Source organism: Bradyrhizobium genosp. L, assembly GCF_015624485.1.
Taxonomy (GTDB): Bacteria; Pseudomonadota; Alphaproteobacteria; order Rhizobiales; family Xanthobacteraceae; genus Bradyrhizobium.
In genome coordinates, this window is sequence record NZ_CP061378.1 from 6202017 (window position 1) to 6218447 (window position 16431).

14 protein-coding genes are annotated in these 16431 nt (G+C 59.5%); 5 read left to right on the forward strand and 9 right to left on the reverse strand.

The window, feature by feature from the left end:
* Positions 1-966: 966 nt before the first annotated feature.
* The gene (locus IC762_RS29540) at positions 967-1866 is read right to left on the reverse strand and encodes a LysR family transcriptional regulator (RefSeq protein WP_195785674.1); all 900 of its coding nucleotides are present in this window, start codon (positions 1864-1866) and stop codon (positions 967-969) included.
* 88 nt (positions 1867-1954) lie between these two features.
* Between IC762_RS29540 and IC762_RS29545 the strand changes: the two genes are divergently transcribed.
* Genes IC762_RS29545 through IC762_RS29560 form a run of 4 tightly spaced genes read left to right on the forward strand, consistent with a single transcriptional unit; the run spans position 1955 to position 7563 of the window.
* Positions 1955-2560 (forward strand): hypothetical protein, encoded by a 606-nt coding sequence (locus IC762_RS29545; RefSeq protein ID WP_246801296.1) that lies wholly within the window; start codon positions 1955-1957, stop codon positions 2558-2560.
* Entirely contained in the window at positions 2526-3767 is a 1242-nt protein-coding gene (locus IC762_RS29550; RefSeq protein WP_246801297.1) for an efflux RND transporter periplasmic adaptor subunit, read from the forward strand. The genes IC762_RS29545 and IC762_RS29550 overlap by 35 nt, the downstream gene beginning before the upstream one ends.
* Positions 3764-6883 carry an efflux RND transporter permease subunit gene (locus IC762_RS29555; RefSeq protein ID WP_195785675.1) on the forward strand — a complete coding sequence of 1040 codons (3120 nt, stop codon included), beginning with the start codon at positions 3764-3766 and terminating at the stop codon, positions 6881-6883. Before IC762_RS29550 ends, IC762_RS29555 begins: the two co-directional genes overlap by 4 nt.
* Positions 6884-6936: 53 nt before the next feature.
* Positions 6937-7563 (forward strand): hypothetical protein, encoded by a 627-nt coding sequence (locus IC762_RS29560; RefSeq protein ID WP_195785676.1) that lies wholly within the window; start codon positions 6937-6939, stop codon positions 7561-7563.
* Positions 7564-7886: 323 nt separating this feature from the next.
* Here IC762_RS29560 and IC762_RS35820 read toward each other — a convergent pair whose 3' ends face one another.
* Entirely contained in the window at positions 7887-7952 is a 66-nt protein-coding gene (locus IC762_RS35820) for a DUF1330 domain-containing protein (RefSeq protein ID WP_210338474.1), read from the reverse strand.
* A 291-nt stretch (positions 7953-8243) separates the two neighbouring features.
* Positions 8244-9374: an L-dopachrome tautomerase-related protein gene (locus IC762_RS29570; protein WP_210338397.1), complete on the reverse strand. Its 1131-nt coding sequence runs from the start codon at positions 9372-9374 to the stop codon at positions 8244-8246.
* Positions 9375-9594: 220 nt separating this feature from the next.
* Here IC762_RS29570 and IC762_RS29575 point away from each other — a divergent pair, with 220 nt between their 5' ends.
* A complete protein-coding gene (locus tag IC762_RS29575) occupies positions 9595-9990 on the forward strand; it encodes a winged helix-turn-helix transcriptional regulator (protein WP_195785677.1) in 396 nt (131 codons plus the stop codon).
* A gap of 859 nt (positions 9991-10849) precedes the next feature.
* On the opposite strand, the gene IC762_RS29580 is transcribed toward IC762_RS29575, so the two are convergent.
* The 6 genes from IC762_RS29580 to IC762_RS35825 all read right to left on the reverse strand — a co-directional run bounded on the left by IC762_RS29580 (position 10850) and on the right by IC762_RS35825 (position 16360).
* A complete protein-coding gene (locus tag IC762_RS29580; protein ID WP_195790438.1) occupies positions 10850-10999 on the reverse strand; it encodes a hypothetical protein in 150 nt (49 codons plus the stop codon).
* 733 nt (positions 11000-11732) lie between these two features.
* Positions 11733-13823, reverse strand: a complete 2091-nt coding sequence (locus tag IC762_RS29585) for a hybrid sensor histidine kinase/response regulator (RefSeq protein ID WP_195785678.1) — start codon at positions 13821-13823, stop codon at positions 11733-11735.
* Between the two features lie 7 nt (positions 13824-13830).
* Positions 13831-14139 (reverse strand): circadian clock KaiB family protein, encoded by a 309-nt coding sequence (locus IC762_RS29590; protein ID WP_195785679.1) that lies wholly within the window; start codon positions 14137-14139, stop codon positions 13831-13833.
* The gene (locus IC762_RS29595) at positions 14136-14453 is read right to left on the reverse strand and encodes a circadian clock KaiB family protein (RefSeq protein WP_195785680.1); all 318 of its coding nucleotides are present in this window, start codon (positions 14451-14453) and stop codon (positions 14136-14138) included. The genes IC762_RS29590 and IC762_RS29595 overlap by 4 nt, the downstream gene beginning before the upstream one ends.
* Complete coding sequence (gene kaiC / locus IC762_RS29600) at positions 14450-16159, reverse strand: circadian clock protein KaiC (protein ID WP_195785681.1); 1710 nt, start codon at positions 16157-16159, stop codon at positions 14450-14452. The genes IC762_RS29595 and kaiC overlap by 4 nt, the downstream gene beginning before the upstream one ends.
* The gene (locus IC762_RS35825) at positions 16160-16360 is read right to left on the reverse strand and encodes a YlcI/YnfO family protein (RefSeq protein ID WP_195785682.1); all 201 of its coding nucleotides are present in this window, start codon (positions 16358-16360) and stop codon (positions 16160-16162) included.
* Between the last annotated feature and the right edge of the window lie 71 nt (positions 16361-16431).

Below are 16431 nucleotides of genomic sequence, written 5' to 3' on the forward strand. Positions count from 1 at the left end.
ATGCCTATTGCGTGTAGTCAGAAAGGCTGTAGCTCGGCTAGCACCTCGGGAAATAGACAACGAGGTGTACCGCCCCATTGAGCAGAGCTTGGTTGTGATTCATGCCGATGCCGAGTTGAATCACAGCCGGAATGCCCTGCTGGCGGAGCGCAAGCATCGCTACCCTACGACGATGGGCAGAACGGATTGTCCGCTTTACTCGCTCTACTATCCTAATCTACGACGGGCGCGTAATCGGCATGTACCGTCAGATTTGCGCGCTGTATCGAATGGGTGAAGGTACGGAAACAAAGGAAAAGTCGAACACAAGTCCGGCCGAGCAATGTTCGATCACAAGAAACCTCGCACGAGACCGGATTTGTTCTCTCAATGAAACTAAAAAAACCTTGCGGACCAATCTCTTGAAGGTGGTGGGCGCACCAGGGCTCGAACCAGGGACCCGCTGATTAAGAGACACACCGGGGTTGAGAATAATCAACGACTTACTGGTCGCACCACCGAGCTTATCCGACCGATAGTGGGCATTCGTCGCACGATCACAGTTATCGCACTGCCTGATAGCCGAAGAGCCTTGACCCAAATGCGATTGAAACCAAACACTCTGGGCGTGGAGTAAGAAAGAATTCCGCAGGCGGCATGACTTCAAACGGGCCGCTAGAAGAGTGTGGAAGCGTAACTTAGGGAGACTGCTCTGGACAAGCCGCGCAGACCACCGCCCCCGCAGATGGCTTCAATAGTGCAAACCGGGATCCGCGATATCGTTAGGTAGCCGATGACCGGATTGCAGCGCTTTCCAAACGCGCCCCTAAGCACCAGCGCCCACCGGCGTTCTTTACCACTCGGACGTCACTCTCTAGGCTGACGCGAGCCCGCAAAGCTATGCATTTTCAGGCCATGAGAGTCATTCAAGGTGGAGGACCAAACTCCACGAAATCGGGCCTGCTTCCCGCCAGATGCGTCCGCGCCTCATAAGGTGGTGGCGGCTCCAATAATTGTACTACGCAACCATCGGTGGGCGGGGACATCGTCAAAGCGCCGATGCCAGCTCATCACGTTGTGCAGAACTGGGGCTTCGAATGGCAGCTCCCTGATCTCGATCGGATAGGCGCGACGGAACTCCATCGCCAGCTTGCGTCCGAGGATGGCGACAAGGTTCGATTGTACCAAAACCGCCCCCGCGGAGAGATAGGGCACGTCAGAGGCGACAAGGCGGGCGCTCTTCCTTGCTTTGAAGAACGCATCCACAAAGTCCAAATTCTCCCCGCTCGAGCTGATCCCCAGATGCCCCAATTCGGCAAGCGCCCCCGCCGTCAGCCGTTTTCGTAGCGCCGGATGGCCGCTCCGGAGCACGGCCACGAAGCGATCCTCGATCAGCTGTTGCGAAGCGAACCGCTCACCATCGATAGCCCGCCCCGACAACGCAAGATCGAGCTCGCCGCGGTCCAATCGATCCGTGAGATTCAGGGTCCCGCTGGGCACGAGTGACAGTCGCACGGTCGGTGCTTGCGCGCGCACCGTGGCCAAGATCGGCCCCACCGCGACCACGGCTGCATAATTGTTCACCGCGATCGTGAAGCGCCGGTCCGCCGTGGAAGGGTCGAATGTGTCACCTTCGACCGCGAGCTGGAGCTCGTTGAGGGCCTTGCGAACGGGAAGCGCAAGCTGCTCGGCTCTCGGAGTCGGACTCATTCCCGCGGGGGTGCGGATGAACAGCTTGTCCTTCAGCGCATGGCGCAGCCGGTTGAGTGCGTGACTGACGGCCGGCTGGCTGATGGCGAGGCTCTCCGCGGCCCGCACCGCGCTGCGCTCGCGCAGCACCGCGTCGAACACCAGGAGCAGATTGAGATCGAGGTTGCGAAGTCTCATGGCATTCTCGGGCTTCGATGCACAATGTGAATTGGAACATTATCTCAATTCATTTGAATAATAGTCCCACTGCGGCCAGCTTCAAGTCATGTCAACACGCTCGCCATACGGGATCGCCGCCCGACCATCGCGCATCGCCGCGAAGGTCACCGTCGCAGTCATTGCCGGGCCGGACGCCCCGCTGATTGCGACGCCTGCGGAGCTGCGCCGCTGGCGCCGTCTGACGCCGCTCGCTTTGTGGTCGCCCGTTTCCGTCCGCAGTGACCCTTCTGATGAGAATTTGCCCGATGAGATCCTGCGCGGCGTTGCCGCTGAGCTGGCGCGGCAAGACATCGAGGCGGACCGGCTGATCCTGCTTGCAGAGGGTCAGGCGGCCCGTGCCGCCCTCGAGCTTGTGCTGCGGGGAGACATCGGCTGTGCCGGCCTGCTTGCGATCGCAGTTCCCTGCGCGGCGCCGTCGTTTCGTATCGTCCCCACCACCGCGGCGATCCGGCTTGTCGTGCGGCGTGAGGATCGCGGGGGCACGCAGCTCGATCTCATTGCCGCGCTGCGCGCTGCCGATATCGACGCACGGATCATCGGGTTCGATTCGACCGCGGCGAACGACGCGCGGACCGCGGGGAACGCAGCCGAAACCTTCGTCCTGGAGCTGGTCGCAAATGCCAGCCGCCAACACCGTCATCATGGAGCGTGAAGCGATGCCGTCCAGAAAGACTCTTCTCCTCGCCAGCGCGGTTCTCCTGATCGGAGCCGGGACCGGCGCGTATGTCCTGCACGTCCCCGCGCCGAGCCATGCGGCTGAGCCCAAGGCTACACCCAAGGCCCTATCCACGGCCGTGCCACTCGTTCCGGTGACGGCGGCGCATGCGCACAAGAGCGACGTGCCCATCGTGCTCGAAGGGCTCGGCACCGTGACGCCCATCAACACCGCGACCATCCGCACCCAGGTCCAGGGGACGCTCGACAGCGTCGATTTTGTGGAGGGCCAGGACGTGAAACGCGGCGACATGCTGGCCAAGATCGATCCGCGCGTGTTCGAGGCGCAGGTCGACCAGGCGGAGGCCGCCCTTGCCCGTGATCAGGCGAGCCTGAAGAACGCGCAAATCAACCTTGCGCGGACACAGCCGCTTGCCGCGCGCGGATTTGCCACCCAGCAGCTGCTCGATACGCAAGATTCCCAGGTGGCGCAGGGCCAGGGCACGGTCGCGCTGGACAAGGCCGCGCTAGAGGCTGCGCAAACCCAGTTGAGCTACGCCACGATCAGCGCGCCCTTCGCCGGGATCACCGGCATCCGCCGCATCGATCCCGGCAATATCGTGCACCCAACTGACACGACCGGGCTCGTAACTCTCACGCAACTACAGCCGATCTCGATCATCTTCACCCTGCCCTCGACCGACATTCCCGACGTACAGAAAGCGATCACATCCGGCGAGGCGTCCGTCGATGCCTATGACGCGGCCAACACGCACAAGCTGGACCATGGCAGCCTGATGCTGATCGACAATCAGGTGGATGCGTCCACCGGCACGGTGCGGCTGAAGGCGTCCTTTCCGAACGAACAGAAGAACCTCTGGCCGGGATCGTTCGTCAACATCCATCTCACCGTCGCGATCCGCCATGACGCCGTCACCGTGCCACTGACGGCTGTGCAGCAGGGACCGGGCGACAACTTCGTCTATGTTGTCGATACCAACCATGTCGTGAGCGCGCGCGAGATCAAGGCCGGCCAGTCGCGCGACGGCAAGGTGCTGATCGACCAGGGCCTGTCCGGGGACGAAACCGTTGTCACCGCCGGTCAGTACCGGCTGAAGCCCGGGACATCGGTCGAGGTCGTACCTGACAGTCGCAAGGACTCGGTTCAGAACGCCACCACCGCAAGCGCAGGTATGCTGCCATGAGCATCTCCCAAGGCTTCATTCGCAAACCCGTCGCCACAGTCTTCTTCGCGATCGGCATCACGCTGATCGGCTTGGTTGCCTTCTCCCGGTTGCCCATTTCGGCCCTTCCGACGGTCGACACGCCAACGATCCAGGTCACCGCGCAACTGCCAGGCGCCGATCCTCAGACCATGGGCTCGTCGGTCGCCACGCCGTTGGAGCGCCAGTTCGGTCAGATCGCCGGCCTCACCGCCATGACCTCGTCGAGCGGCTTCGGCAACACCGAGATCACCCTGCAATTCGCGCTGAACCGCAGCACTGATGCGGCTGCGCAGGACGTGCAGGCCGCCATCAATGCGGCGGCGGGGCAATTGCCGAAAACCATGCCGTCGCCACCGATCTTCCGCAAGGTCAATCCGGCCGACGTGCCGGTGCTCCTGATCGCGCTGACGTCGGACACCGAACCGCTCACCAAGGTCGATGACTATGCCGACAGCATCCTGGCGCAAAAGCTGTCGCAGGTGCCGGGCGTGTCGTTGGTCACAATCGGCGGCATGCAAAAACCCTCGATCCGTGTCCAGGTCAATCCGGCGAAGCTTGCCGCGGCCGGCATCGACCTCGAGCAATTGCGCGCGACACTCGGCAACGTCACCGTCAACCAGCCCAAGGGCGTCCTCTACGGCGATGAACAGGCCTACACGCTCGCGACCAATGACCAGGTGCTGACGGCCAAGGGCTATGAGAATCTGATCATCGCCTATCGGAACGGCGCACCGGTACGGCTGCGCGACATCGGCCAAGCCGAAGTCGCGGCGGAGGACGTGACGCTGCACGGATGGTACAACGACAAGCCGGCGGTGGTCCTCGCCATTCAGCGTCAGCCGGGCGCCAACGTGATCGGTACGGTGGATGGCATCAAGAAGCTGCTGCCGCAACTGGTTGCGGGCCTGCCCTCGGACATCAAGGTCACGATCGCATCAGACCGCACGCAGACGATCCGCTCCAGTGTTGCCGACGTGCAGTTCACGCTGCTCCTGACCATAGCACTCGTGGTCGGCGTCATCTTCCTGTTCCTCCGCAATTTCTGGGCGACCATCATTCCCGCGATTTCGGTGCCGATCTCGCTGATCGGCACGTTCGGCGTGATGTATCTCCTGAACTATAGCCTCGATAATCTGTCGTTGATGGGTCTTTCGATCGCGGTCGGCTTCGTCGTCGACGATGCGATCGTCATGATCGAGAACGTCTCGCGACACATCGAGGAGGGACTGTCGCCGCTGGAGGCCGCGCTGAAGGGTGCCGGCGAAATCGGGTTCACGATCATCTCGATTTCAGTGTCGCTGGTTGCGGTGTTCATTCCGCTGCTCCTGATGGGCGGCGTGATCGGACGTATGTTCCAGGAGTTCGCGGTCACCGTCTGCGTTGCGATCGCCGTCTCCGTTGTCGTGTCGGTGACGTTGACACCGACGATGTGCGCTTACCTGCTTTCCAGCCACGGCGCGGGTACGGGCGTGGCATCGCGGACGCTGGAGCGCGGTTTCGTGGCGATCCAGCACGGCTATGAGGCTCTTCTGTCCGTTGCGTTGCGCTTCAAGCTCGCGACGGTGACGGTCATGCTTGCGAGCGTGGTGGCGACGGGCGTGCTGTTCGCCGGCATCCCGAAAGGATTCTTTCCCCAGCAGGACACCGGCATGATCACCGGCATCACGGAAGCCTCGGCCGACGTCTCACCGACAGAGATGGCCGAGCTGCAACGGGGCGTGATCGACGTGATCGCAAAGGACCCTTCGGTCGCCAACGCCACCGGTTATATCGGCCCGGGCGGCCCTACCGTGACCGAGAATAACGGCCGCCTGTTCGTGTTGCTGAAACCGCGGAACGAGCGCCAGTTCAGCGCCGACGAGGTAATCCGGCAGCTCGATGCCAAGCTCGCCAAGCTGCAGGGGATCGCCGTGTTCATGCAGGCGACGCAGGACATCAATCTTGCCAGCCGCCTGTCCAAGACCCAGTACCAGTTCACGCTCACGGATGTAAACCAGGACGAGCTGAACACCTGGGCCAGCAATTTGTTCGATAAACTGAAAAAGCGGCCGGAGCTCGCCGACGTCGCCAGCGACCAGGCCAATGCTGCGCGTCAGCTCAAGCTCAAGATCGACCGCGATGCCGCCTCCCGCCTAGGCATCGATCCGGCGGCGGTGGACAATACGCTGTACGATGCGTTCGGCCAACGTCACGTCGCCCAGCTCTTCACCACGTTGAACACCTACTACGTGATCCTCGAGGTCGATCCGTCGTTTCAGTCCGGCCCCTACGCGTTGAACCGCATCTACGTCCGCTCGTCGAACGGATCGGTGGTACCGCTCAGTCAGTTCACGACCATCGAATATGGCTCGGCGGCGCTGGCGGTAAACCATCAGAACCAGTTTCCGTCGGTCACGCTAAGCTTCAATCTGTCGCCCGGAACGGCTGTTGGCACGGCGGTCGCCGCCGTACAGCAGGAGGCGGCCGCGCTGCATATGCCGTCGACCGTTGCGACGAGCTTCCAGGGCAACGCCCAGGCTTTCCAGTCTGCGCTCGCCTCCACGCCCGTCTTGATTCTGGCCGCGATTGTCGCGGTCTATCTGATCCTCGGCATGCTCTATGAAAGCACGATCCATCCGGTCACGATTCTGTCGACGCTGCCGTCCGCCGGGCTCGGTGCGCTCATGGCGCTCTGGACTTTCGGCTTCGGGCTCGACGTCATCGGGTTGATCGGGATCATCCTCCTGATCGGCCTCGTGCAGAAGAACGGCATCATGCTGATCGATTTCGCGCTCGAGGCCGAGCGCCACAGGGGAATTTCGGCCGAACAGTCCGCGCTGGAGGCCTGCAAGGTCAGGTTCCGTCCGATCCTGATGACGACCATGTGCGCGATGCTCGGCGGCGTTCCGCTGATGATCGGCACGGGGACCGGATCGGAATTAAGGCAACCGCTCGGCTTCGCGATCGTCGGCGGCCTGATCGTCTCGCAGCTATTGACGCTGTTCACAACGCCGGTGGTCTATATCTATCTCCAGAACGTCAGCGACTGGTTCGCACGTAAGCGCAAGACGCATCGCGCTCCCCTTCCCGCCGTCAAACCGGAGCTCGCAGGATGAACAGCAAGAGAAGGGGTGGCCCGAGGGCTCGGAATGGCGTGCCATCCGTCCGCATGAGCATCGTTCCGGAGCTCTCGGCCACTTTCTGGATCAATTGGCTACTCGCGGCTATGGCGGGCGAGACCGCTGGCCATGCACTCAATCATATCTACCTTCACCGTTCGGGAAGGGTGATCGTCGCGCTGATGCTAAGCTTCCTTGCGACGTTGATATTGCAGGGAACGACCGGGCGGCTTCGGCGGATGATCTTTTGGTTCGCCGCATTTTTGCTGAGTCTATTGGGTGCAGTGCTGGCAGAGACAACCGATGTCTCGATGGGAGTCGGTGACAACGGCGCGATTTTACTCGTCGCTATCTTGCTCGTCTTCTCCTTCGTGATCTGCTATCGCCTCACGGGAAACCTGCCGGGTCCCGCGGATGACACCGATGTACGCGGCTTCTTCTGGGCCACGGCAATGCTGGCCCAAACCGTCGCCAGCGCATGCGCAGACTGGATCGTTGACCCCGGCGGTCCGTCGGAGCGCCTGGCGATCGCCGTGATCGCGCTTGGCATCGCAGCGACCATCGGGATCTATTCGTGCACGCGCATGCCGCGCTCGGTTATGTTTTGGCCCGCTTTCGTTCTATCGGGGACCGTGGCCGCGCTCGCAGGAGACGTCATTCTGAAATCGATCGAATGAAGCACTCAAAATGCTGGAGTAGCCAAATTTCCGGCTAAGCGCTGCTTCGACAGCATGGCGTCCCGCCGATTCCTTAGCGAATTGAAGATGCATCTGCGCAACTAGAGCAAGCAGGTCGTCTCCGCGGGCCTTGCCGCAGAGCCCGAACCGGAACAGACGGATGCTGCGGATTCGTCGCGCAAGCCCGCAAGCTCGGCGAGCAGGACGCACCGGGCAAAGGCGTAACTTACCGAACTACCTGGACGGCCACGCCGACACAGCTCTATTTCCACATGCCTCCCGCAATGAAGGGCGTGGCTCTCGACGCTTTTGTCGGATTAGAGTCACGCCTGATATTCAGGCGAATGGTACCACCTCAGTGCATTCTGCAAGCTGTCGAACTCGATGATGACGAAACGGCCGGACGCCTCGCCTTCGAGATTCTACAGCTTTCCTCCGCGAATAGCGAACCGGCCACCGTAAGGCGCCAGAGTTGCCGGCACCTTCGGCCCGTATTCCTTCTCGACATCGTGGATCGATTTGATCGCTACCACGAAGGCATGAAGTGCCGCTTCCACGTGCCGCGAGGCTGGCGGCGGCCCACGCCCGAAGCGATCCAGACACGGCATCAACGGCCGTTAGACCCTTTGTGATCGTCGCAGCGCCCCCGGCGATCCTGCCGGGGTCGCCGCGCAACCCCCTCAACGCGAAATGTAGCCGGCAGCCTCGGGCTTGAAGCGGTAAATCAGGTACGGCGTCTTGTTCTCCGCCCTGCCACCGTGGAACATTGCGGCGGCCGACACTTGGGATGCGGACACATACATGTACCCGTCCGGCGAGGCCGTGATCCCGTCAGGCCACACCATGTCGGGATCGTTGAGATAGGTGCGGTACTTGCGATCCGCTCCGATAATCCCGATCGACTTGGTCTCGACGGCGGTAAGATAGAGGTTGCCTGCGTAATCAATCGACAGGCCGCCATTGTTCGGCTTGTCCGAGTAGCGCTCGACCTTACTGCTTAGCTCTTCGGGACTGACCTTGTCGTTGCTCAAATCGGCCGCCTTGATGCGGTACAGTGATCGGCCGCTGAGCGGTGCGAAGTAGACCCACTCCGACTTGACGTCCATCGTGATGCCATCGCAGCCGACCTTGATGATCGACGGCTTGCCGTCCTTGCCCGGCACCGTCAGATCGTTGCCGTCGACGGTTATCGGCACATTCTCCGGGACGGTCGATTTATCGCCATCCAGCACGCGCCGCGCGACGCCAGTATCCATGTCGATGACAATGATGGCTGCATGCGAGCCATCGCCGCCCGGTCCGATATTCTCGTCAGCGATGTAGAACTTCCGATTTTTCTGATCGATCACGATATCCTGCGGCTGGGACCCCTTCACCGTGACCGGTTTCGGCATATAGTAGATGCGCTCGAGCCTGTTTGTGCGCGTATTCCAGCCGACCAGCTTTGGTGTGATCTGCGTGCGGAAGCCCATGTCGATGATCCAGACGACGCCGGCTTCGTCGGACCGAAGGCCCAGCACATTGTCGAGGTACTGATCCGTGCCCTTGCGCGGCGTATTCCACTCGACATTCGGGAATGGCTCGAATGTCGTCGCCGAGGTCAGCCGCGCGACCCGGACGTCGGGGCTGTAGAATGGATGATGGCTGAAGATCAGCTGGTTGTCCGGCGTAAAGGCAATATTGCCTACGGACTGCGGTAGTTTGGCGATAACCTCCGCTTTCTTGCCTCCGCTATCCGCATGCACCGCCGTCGCCACGATGGCTGCGGCAGCCAAGGTGACAAATCGGATCCCTCTTCTCACGCTCTTCACGTTGCTCGCTCCTTGTGACTTCTTGAATTGCTATGCGCGCTGCGCCGATCTTTGCCGGTTGTCGCCTGCTGGAATGATGGCAAGGTCTCCCTGGACGCCGCAGCTGCCGCTTATTCGACAGTCACCGATCCATATCGATCTTTGCGCGCGTCACGTTGCGCGCTAATCTAGGTGCTGACAATTACGCACAGGTCTGTCCCCTAGTATCACGGAGTGAACCATGAAGAAGCTCGGCGGCAAGACCTATGATTGCGCGGCTGGATGTCCGGTGGAGGCGACGCTCGATCTGATCGACGGCAAGTGGAAGGCGGTGATTCTCTATCATCTCCTCAGCGACACCATCCGCTTCAACGAGCTGCGACGGCGCCTATCTCGCATCACGCAACGCATGCTGACGCGACAACTCCGCGAGCTCGAGGCTGCTGGCCTCATCCATCGCGAAATCTATGCGGAGGTACCGCCGCGGGTTGAGTATTCGTTGACCGCGCTCGGGCGCTCGCTCGAACCCGTCGTTCGCATGCTCTGGACGTGGGGCGACCAGTATCTCGCGGGGCGACGTTCGCGCGCCCCTTCTCTAAACGGAGCAGCCTCCCCGCCTCAATTGGCCGATCATTGAAGGCGAGCTTATTTTCCACCGGGCCGGCATGCCTCGAGTACGTTGCACGCGTACAACGCCGCGTCTCCGATTTCGTTTGTAGTCGAAGGAACCAGACGTATCGAGAGGCCAGAAGAGAGTTCCAGCCAGATGAGTTGGTCGCAATGACCACCACGTCTTCGATCGATGAATTCACCATCGCTACCTCAGGCACCTCGATGGCCGGGTCTCTGGAAAACGCCAACGTATGGAGAGGCCAGAGACATTTCTGTTGCCAGCCTGGTCCCTCACGAGACCACCGCAGTCGCTTCGATTTCAGCACGGGCCGCGAGCGCTAGATTGATCCCGTTATTCGATCGCCGCTCGACGTCCTTGCGCTGCATTCGAATTGGCATCAGGTGGTCTTCAACGCTCGCAGAGCCTGCGTCGAGGCTAACGGTAAGCGGACAAGCGGATCCTTGCCGAGATACTCACCTTTCATCGCCGATTGATAAAGTCGTGCTTGAACGAAAACGTCTCACGCATAACGAGCATCCCGACGAAGGACAGCTCGCCAGCTGAGTCGTCTATGAAGGTACCCATCACGCCAGAGCTGCCAAGATGGCTCTTAGTTGCCAGTCTGAGCTCGGATCTCGGGAGAGCGTAGCCATTCGCTAATCTGCGCGCCGCTCTCAGCCTGCCGCGCTCGCTTTAGCAGCGCGTCTTTCTCGACCCCGTGCGGCATTACCTTCGCCCTGTCGCGGAGGTCTTTGGCCCGACCTGCTAGTCGCTCCTCAAAGGTCTCCGTTTGGATGACCCGATGTCGTATCTGCGTCATGAGCTTCCCTACGAGTTCCCTGCACGGAACGAGGACTCTAAGTCGACGCCATAGGTAAAGTTCCTAGTTGGATGCCTTTATAGCCACCTCGACCTCATCGGCCAGCGCCCGGTGATGAGCGGCTAGCTTGGCGAAAAGCGCCTTCTTCGTCCCATTGGTCGCAAGCCTGCTGATGAGTTCGCACTCCTCGGCTTCAATGCGGAGCTTTTCCAAGTGAGCCTTCATGTCCTGCATCTGGAAACAGTAAACGCAATGAGAGGCCTCCGCTATCTGATTCGAAGCTACCCCGAGCTGCGAAATGAATGCGGACAGGACCGAGAGCGACCATCTGGTCTTGCCTGCAAGTTCAACGGTTGGCCTGCGAAGCCCCAATTTCGGTTGAGGACTTAAGATCGGCTTCTATGCCCTCCTCCCGGCCCGATTACCTCGATCCTCTCCAACCCGGCCACCGCAGTGCAGCAATATAATGGAGGCGCTTCGAGAGGCCGCAACAATGTGGGCCGTCGAAAGGGTCACTAGCCGATGTTGGATCAAACTCAGCTCCAATTTACCAAGGGCCAGAAGACAAAACCGCAAATGCGGATGACATCACAACAAGGCTACCGCAGTTTCGACCCCACAGGTGCCTCAGCAAACGCTCTTCGAAAAGCGGGCAGCCTGTCTGGAAGACCCATGTTTTCGGTGGCTCGCTCTAAATCGCGCCAAAACTCGCCACGCACAGACGTGAGATGCCCGAGTTCTTCGAGCATATCGAGGACTAGCTCAGGTTCATTGTGCTCCACGAACTTGTGGTATCGGGTCAAAAGTGCTGCGTAGTTGGGCTCGTGTCGTACGGCAAAGCGCGTCGCGCACGCTCAAGCAGCGCTTCGGCAAGCTTCCAGCTTTTGCCTAGATTCACGTCCGGCATTTGGTCTCGCCAACAGGAACTGCGTCTCGCCTCGTCCGCTCAGGTATTGCGGGCATTTGCCATGATTTTTCGAATGGCGACGGATAGCTCGGCCTGACTGAAAGGCTTTTTCAGAAGAGCCTGTTCACCTGTGGGCATTTCGGGAATGGCTCGTTGAGCCGTGTATCCAGAGGTGAGCAACACCGGCAATTCCGGGCGCAGCAGTCCAATCCGCCGCGTTAGCTCCACACCACTCATGCCGTCCGGCATGACGACGTCGGTAAAGACTAGATTTAGGCTGGCGGTTCCCTGAACTATCTCAAGCGCAGCACTTCCAGTTGCTGCGGACAGAACCGAATAGCCGAGATCCTCGAGCATTCCGCTGGTCGTGACTCGCACATCGGCGTCGTCCTCGACAACCAAGACTAATCCAGTCCCAGCCTCCAACTTCGTTTCGGTTGGTTTGCGGACAGTTTGGACCGGATCGTTAGATCGCTTCAGAAACACTTCGATGAGTGTGCCTTGTCCCGGCATGCTGGCCACTGCGACAAAACCTCCGGATTGTTTGGCAAATCCGTAGACTTGGCTCAAACCCAATCCTGTGCCTTTTCCGACATCCTTCGTCGTGAAGAATGGTTCAAAGACATGTGCGAGCACTTCCGCCGACATTCCAATCCCCGTATCCTGGACGGAAATCATGGCGTATTCGCCAGCCGATGCTTCCCATCGGGAAGCCAACGCCTCGTTAACGCGCCGGTTAGCGGTCTTGATGACCAGTTCACCTCCATGGGGCATCGCGTCGCGCGCGTTGATCGCAAGGTTAACGATGGCGGTTTCTAGCTGGTGCGGGTCGGTACGGCATTCCCAAAGGTTCAAGTCTTTGATGAACTTTATCTTGACGATCTCACCTACCGCACGCTCAAGAAGGTGTTCGAACGTTGGGATGAGATCATTGATCTGGACCACCTCCATTTGCAGATCCTGACGGCGAGAGAACGCCAGCAGCTGATGGTTCAATTTTGATCCACGAGCTACGGCCTGTCGCGCGGTCTCGAACAGACGAACAAGCTTTGCGTCGTCCGGCAAACGACGGCGCAGCATATCGAGGCTGCCACCGATGATCATCAGAAGATTATTGAAGTCGTGCGCAACACCGCCAGTCAATTGTCCGACCGCGTCCATTTTCTGGGCTTGCCGCAATTGCTCGTCAACTTCGCGTCTTTGCGTGACGTCTGCTGTGACGCCGGTGATCCGAATGGGATGTTCTCCGTCATAGAAGGTTCGGCCCTTCACACTGACCCAGCGCACTGCGTTGTCGTTAGCCCTCCGAATCCGACGTTCAAACTGGACGTTACCCGTCTCGCGGGCTCGCTCGAACGCCTCGTGCACCTTGGTTTGATCTTCCGGTACGAAACGACTTACCAGCGCCGGCAGGTCGAAGGAAAGCAGACCCGTGTCGCCGAAAAGTCGGTCGTGCTGCGGTGAGCGGCTCAGTCGACCGTCGAAAAGATCAAGCTCCCATATTCCCATTTCTGCAGCGTCGAGGGTCAGCTGAAGATTCTCTTCCGTCTTGCGCCGTTCGTCTATCTCGCCGGCGAGTTTCTCGTTCGCAGCACTCAGTTCACGGGCTCTCATATGGCTGAATGTCAAATCCGTCACGATGCCGCAAACCAGCCTGGGCATCGCGTTGTCCACCTTCAAATCGACAAGCGAAATGTTGACGGGCACTTCTTGTCCGAATTCATTCACAATCGCAAACTCTCCGGAGACCCCCGAGCCGGCTCCGGTCGCAATCATGCTGGAAAGGCTCTCAGCCTCGTCAGCCCTGAAATATCTGACAAACGGTTGGCCGACGATGCCATCATGCGGACCAGCGACCAACGTCGCGAAACGCGCGTTGCAATACAGAATTATCCCTGTCTCTGACAGAGTAATCGCTCCTTCCTGCATTTGCTCAACGAGCACTCGGTAGGGCCGATCGGCATTTTCGAGCGTATAGACCTGCTGCCCCTGCGATCCAGCAATCACGACGGCGTCGACTGCGCCGGTGCGGATGGCATCTAGAGTTTCTTCTGCCTCCCGAAGGCGAGAGATCAGCTCTTCGTCGGTGAGTGATCCGTAATCCGTGTCGTGGGTCGCGCGTTCCGCCATTGGATGGTTAGCCCGCCGGCTTGACAGGCGTCAGGTTCAATCCCGCAAGAACTCTCTCCTTGTCGGAGAGATCCCCGATGATTCGACGCAGCGGTTCAGGCAAAACCTTGACGAGTGTGGGTGTAGCAACGATCTGCAGTTCCCGAGTAGAATTTGGATTTTCGTATACATCGACGACCTCAAGATCGTACCGGCCCTCAAGATTCTCCTCACATATCCTGCGCATGTTGGCTATGGCTCGGGCGGACCGTGGCGTAGAGCCCGTTACGAAAAGGCGCAACTTGTATCGGTCCCCTGAGCCGTCTGCAGAAGTCATGCCGGGCTCTTTCCTATAGGTCGCAGATCCAAACCGACAATGACCCGCTCGGAGTTGGAGAGGTCACCAATCATTCGCTTGAGCGGTGGCGGTAGCCGGCGAACAAGGGTCGGAATCGCGACGATTTGGTCGCCTGCAGCCAGTTGCGGTGAAACGACGAGATCAATCACTTCAATCTTGTATCGGCCAGCAAGATTTTCCTCGCATATCTTCCGGAGGTTAGCGATTGCCGCTAGGGATTTCGGCGTCTGGCCTGCCACGTAGAGACGCAAATTAAAGTCGGTGGTGTCGTCGTCGCCGTTGGAATCTGTCATCGGCTAGCTCCGCGCTTCTGTGCCATCGCAGCCCGATCGGAAGCGGCAGATGCGGTCCGAACGTCTTGATGCGCGACGACCTTTGAAACCTCTTCCTCCTCGGCATCGAGTTCCGCTCGCATTTCCGCGATTTGCCGCTCCAGCGCCTCTCGCTTGCGCATTAGCTGGCGTTTGCGTTGCTCAGTCTGTTCGTTGCGTTCGCGGTCGGTTTCACGCTCGCGTGCTTCCTGCGCCATTCGAGCAGCCCCCGTCAGTACGCCCTCCGGCCCGAGGTAAGGCTCTGTCAGATGAATGCCATCGTCGGCGAGCTCGTACTCACGAATCTGCTTCGAATGACTCATACCGCGCGATTTCAGCAAATACAGGGTGCGGTTGCGCTCGCCATCCGCCTCGACGTCCCGCAACGATATCCATGTATCCATAAGCGAGGAAACACTTCGCTCGCTTTCGCTCATCAAATCGTCGACGCCCGACAAGCTGGTGAATACGGCCGTGATCCCTTTGGTCTTGCAGACATCGGCGAGCCGAACAAGTGTCGCATGGATCTCTGCCGCGGGACCGCGAAAAGCGGATATCGGGTCAACAACTATCGTAGCGGGTCTAAATCTCTCGATATCCCGGTTCATACGAGCCAGGTGCATCTCAAAACCGAAAAGGCTCGGCCGGGCCGCTTCGAACCGTAGCAAGCTGGAGTTCAAATGTTTCTTCAGATCGATTCCGACCGATCGCATATTCCTCACGACCTGATCCGGAGATTCCTCGAAGGCGAAGTAGAGGCTGCGTTCACCTCGGCCGCACGAGGCATCTGCAAAAGCTGCGCCGAAAGTCGATTTACCCGTTCCCGCCAGCCCAGAAATCAACACGCTTGAGCCCTTGTAATAGCCTCCCTTGCCGAGCATAGCGTCCAAGTCCTCAACGCCCGTAGGAACGGCCTCGTCCGAAATGGAATGACTGAGACCAGCCGACGTAATCGGCAGGACACTGATTCCCTCGTCGTCGATTAAAAACGGATACTCATTCGTACCGTGCGCCGAACCTCTGTATTTGACGACCCGCAGCCGACGCGTAACCACCTGCTCCTGGACCCGGTTGTCGAGAAGAATCACGCAATCCGAAACGTACTCCTCGATACCGAAGCGAGTGAGCTGGCCTTCACCGCGCTCCGCTGTGATGATGGCGGTTACGCCTTTTTCCTTAAGCCAGCCGAACAAGCGCCGCAGTTCCGCTCGGAGGATCGTGGTATCGGCGAGCCCCGAGAAGAGCGCCTCGATAGTATCGAGAACAACGCGCTTCGCCCCGATCGTGTCGATCGCGTGCCCCAACCGGACAAAAAGACCTTCCAGATCGTACTCACCGCTTTCCTCGATCTCGGCGCGCTCGATCCGGACGTAGTCAATCGCCAACATCTTCTTCGATATCAAACCTTCGAGGTCGAAGCCGAGCGAATGCACATTCGCAGCCAAATCCTGTTCGCGTTCTTCGAAACTCATAAAAACGCCAGCCTCGTCGAACTGAGTCGCTCCGTTTACGAGGAACGTCATTCCAAAGAGCGTCTTTCCGCATCCGGCTGAGCCGCATAGAAGCGTCGGCCGACCGACGGGCAAGCCACCGAGAGTCAGATCGTCTAAACCATCAATGCCCGTCGCCGTCTTTGGCAGACGAACTGACGATCCTGGCTCGGTGATCGAGGATTTGCGATTTGGCATTCAAGACTCTTTTAAACCGGAGCGGCCAACTCTGCGGCTAGCGGGCTGACGTTTCGACGCTTGAGATGGTCGGGATAAGCCAATCCGTTCCTTTAGTGCCGTCTCGAGAAAATTGGTCAAAGTTCGATTTTCCTGTTTCGCATGAGCGCGCGCGACAGCCAGTAACTCAGGATCAATTCGAACCGTGATCGCCTGCTTCATGACTTCGCGCCTTCGCTCCTAAAAACGTATTGTCCTCGTATTTCAGAAGCAATACGTCCGCAGTCGCGATT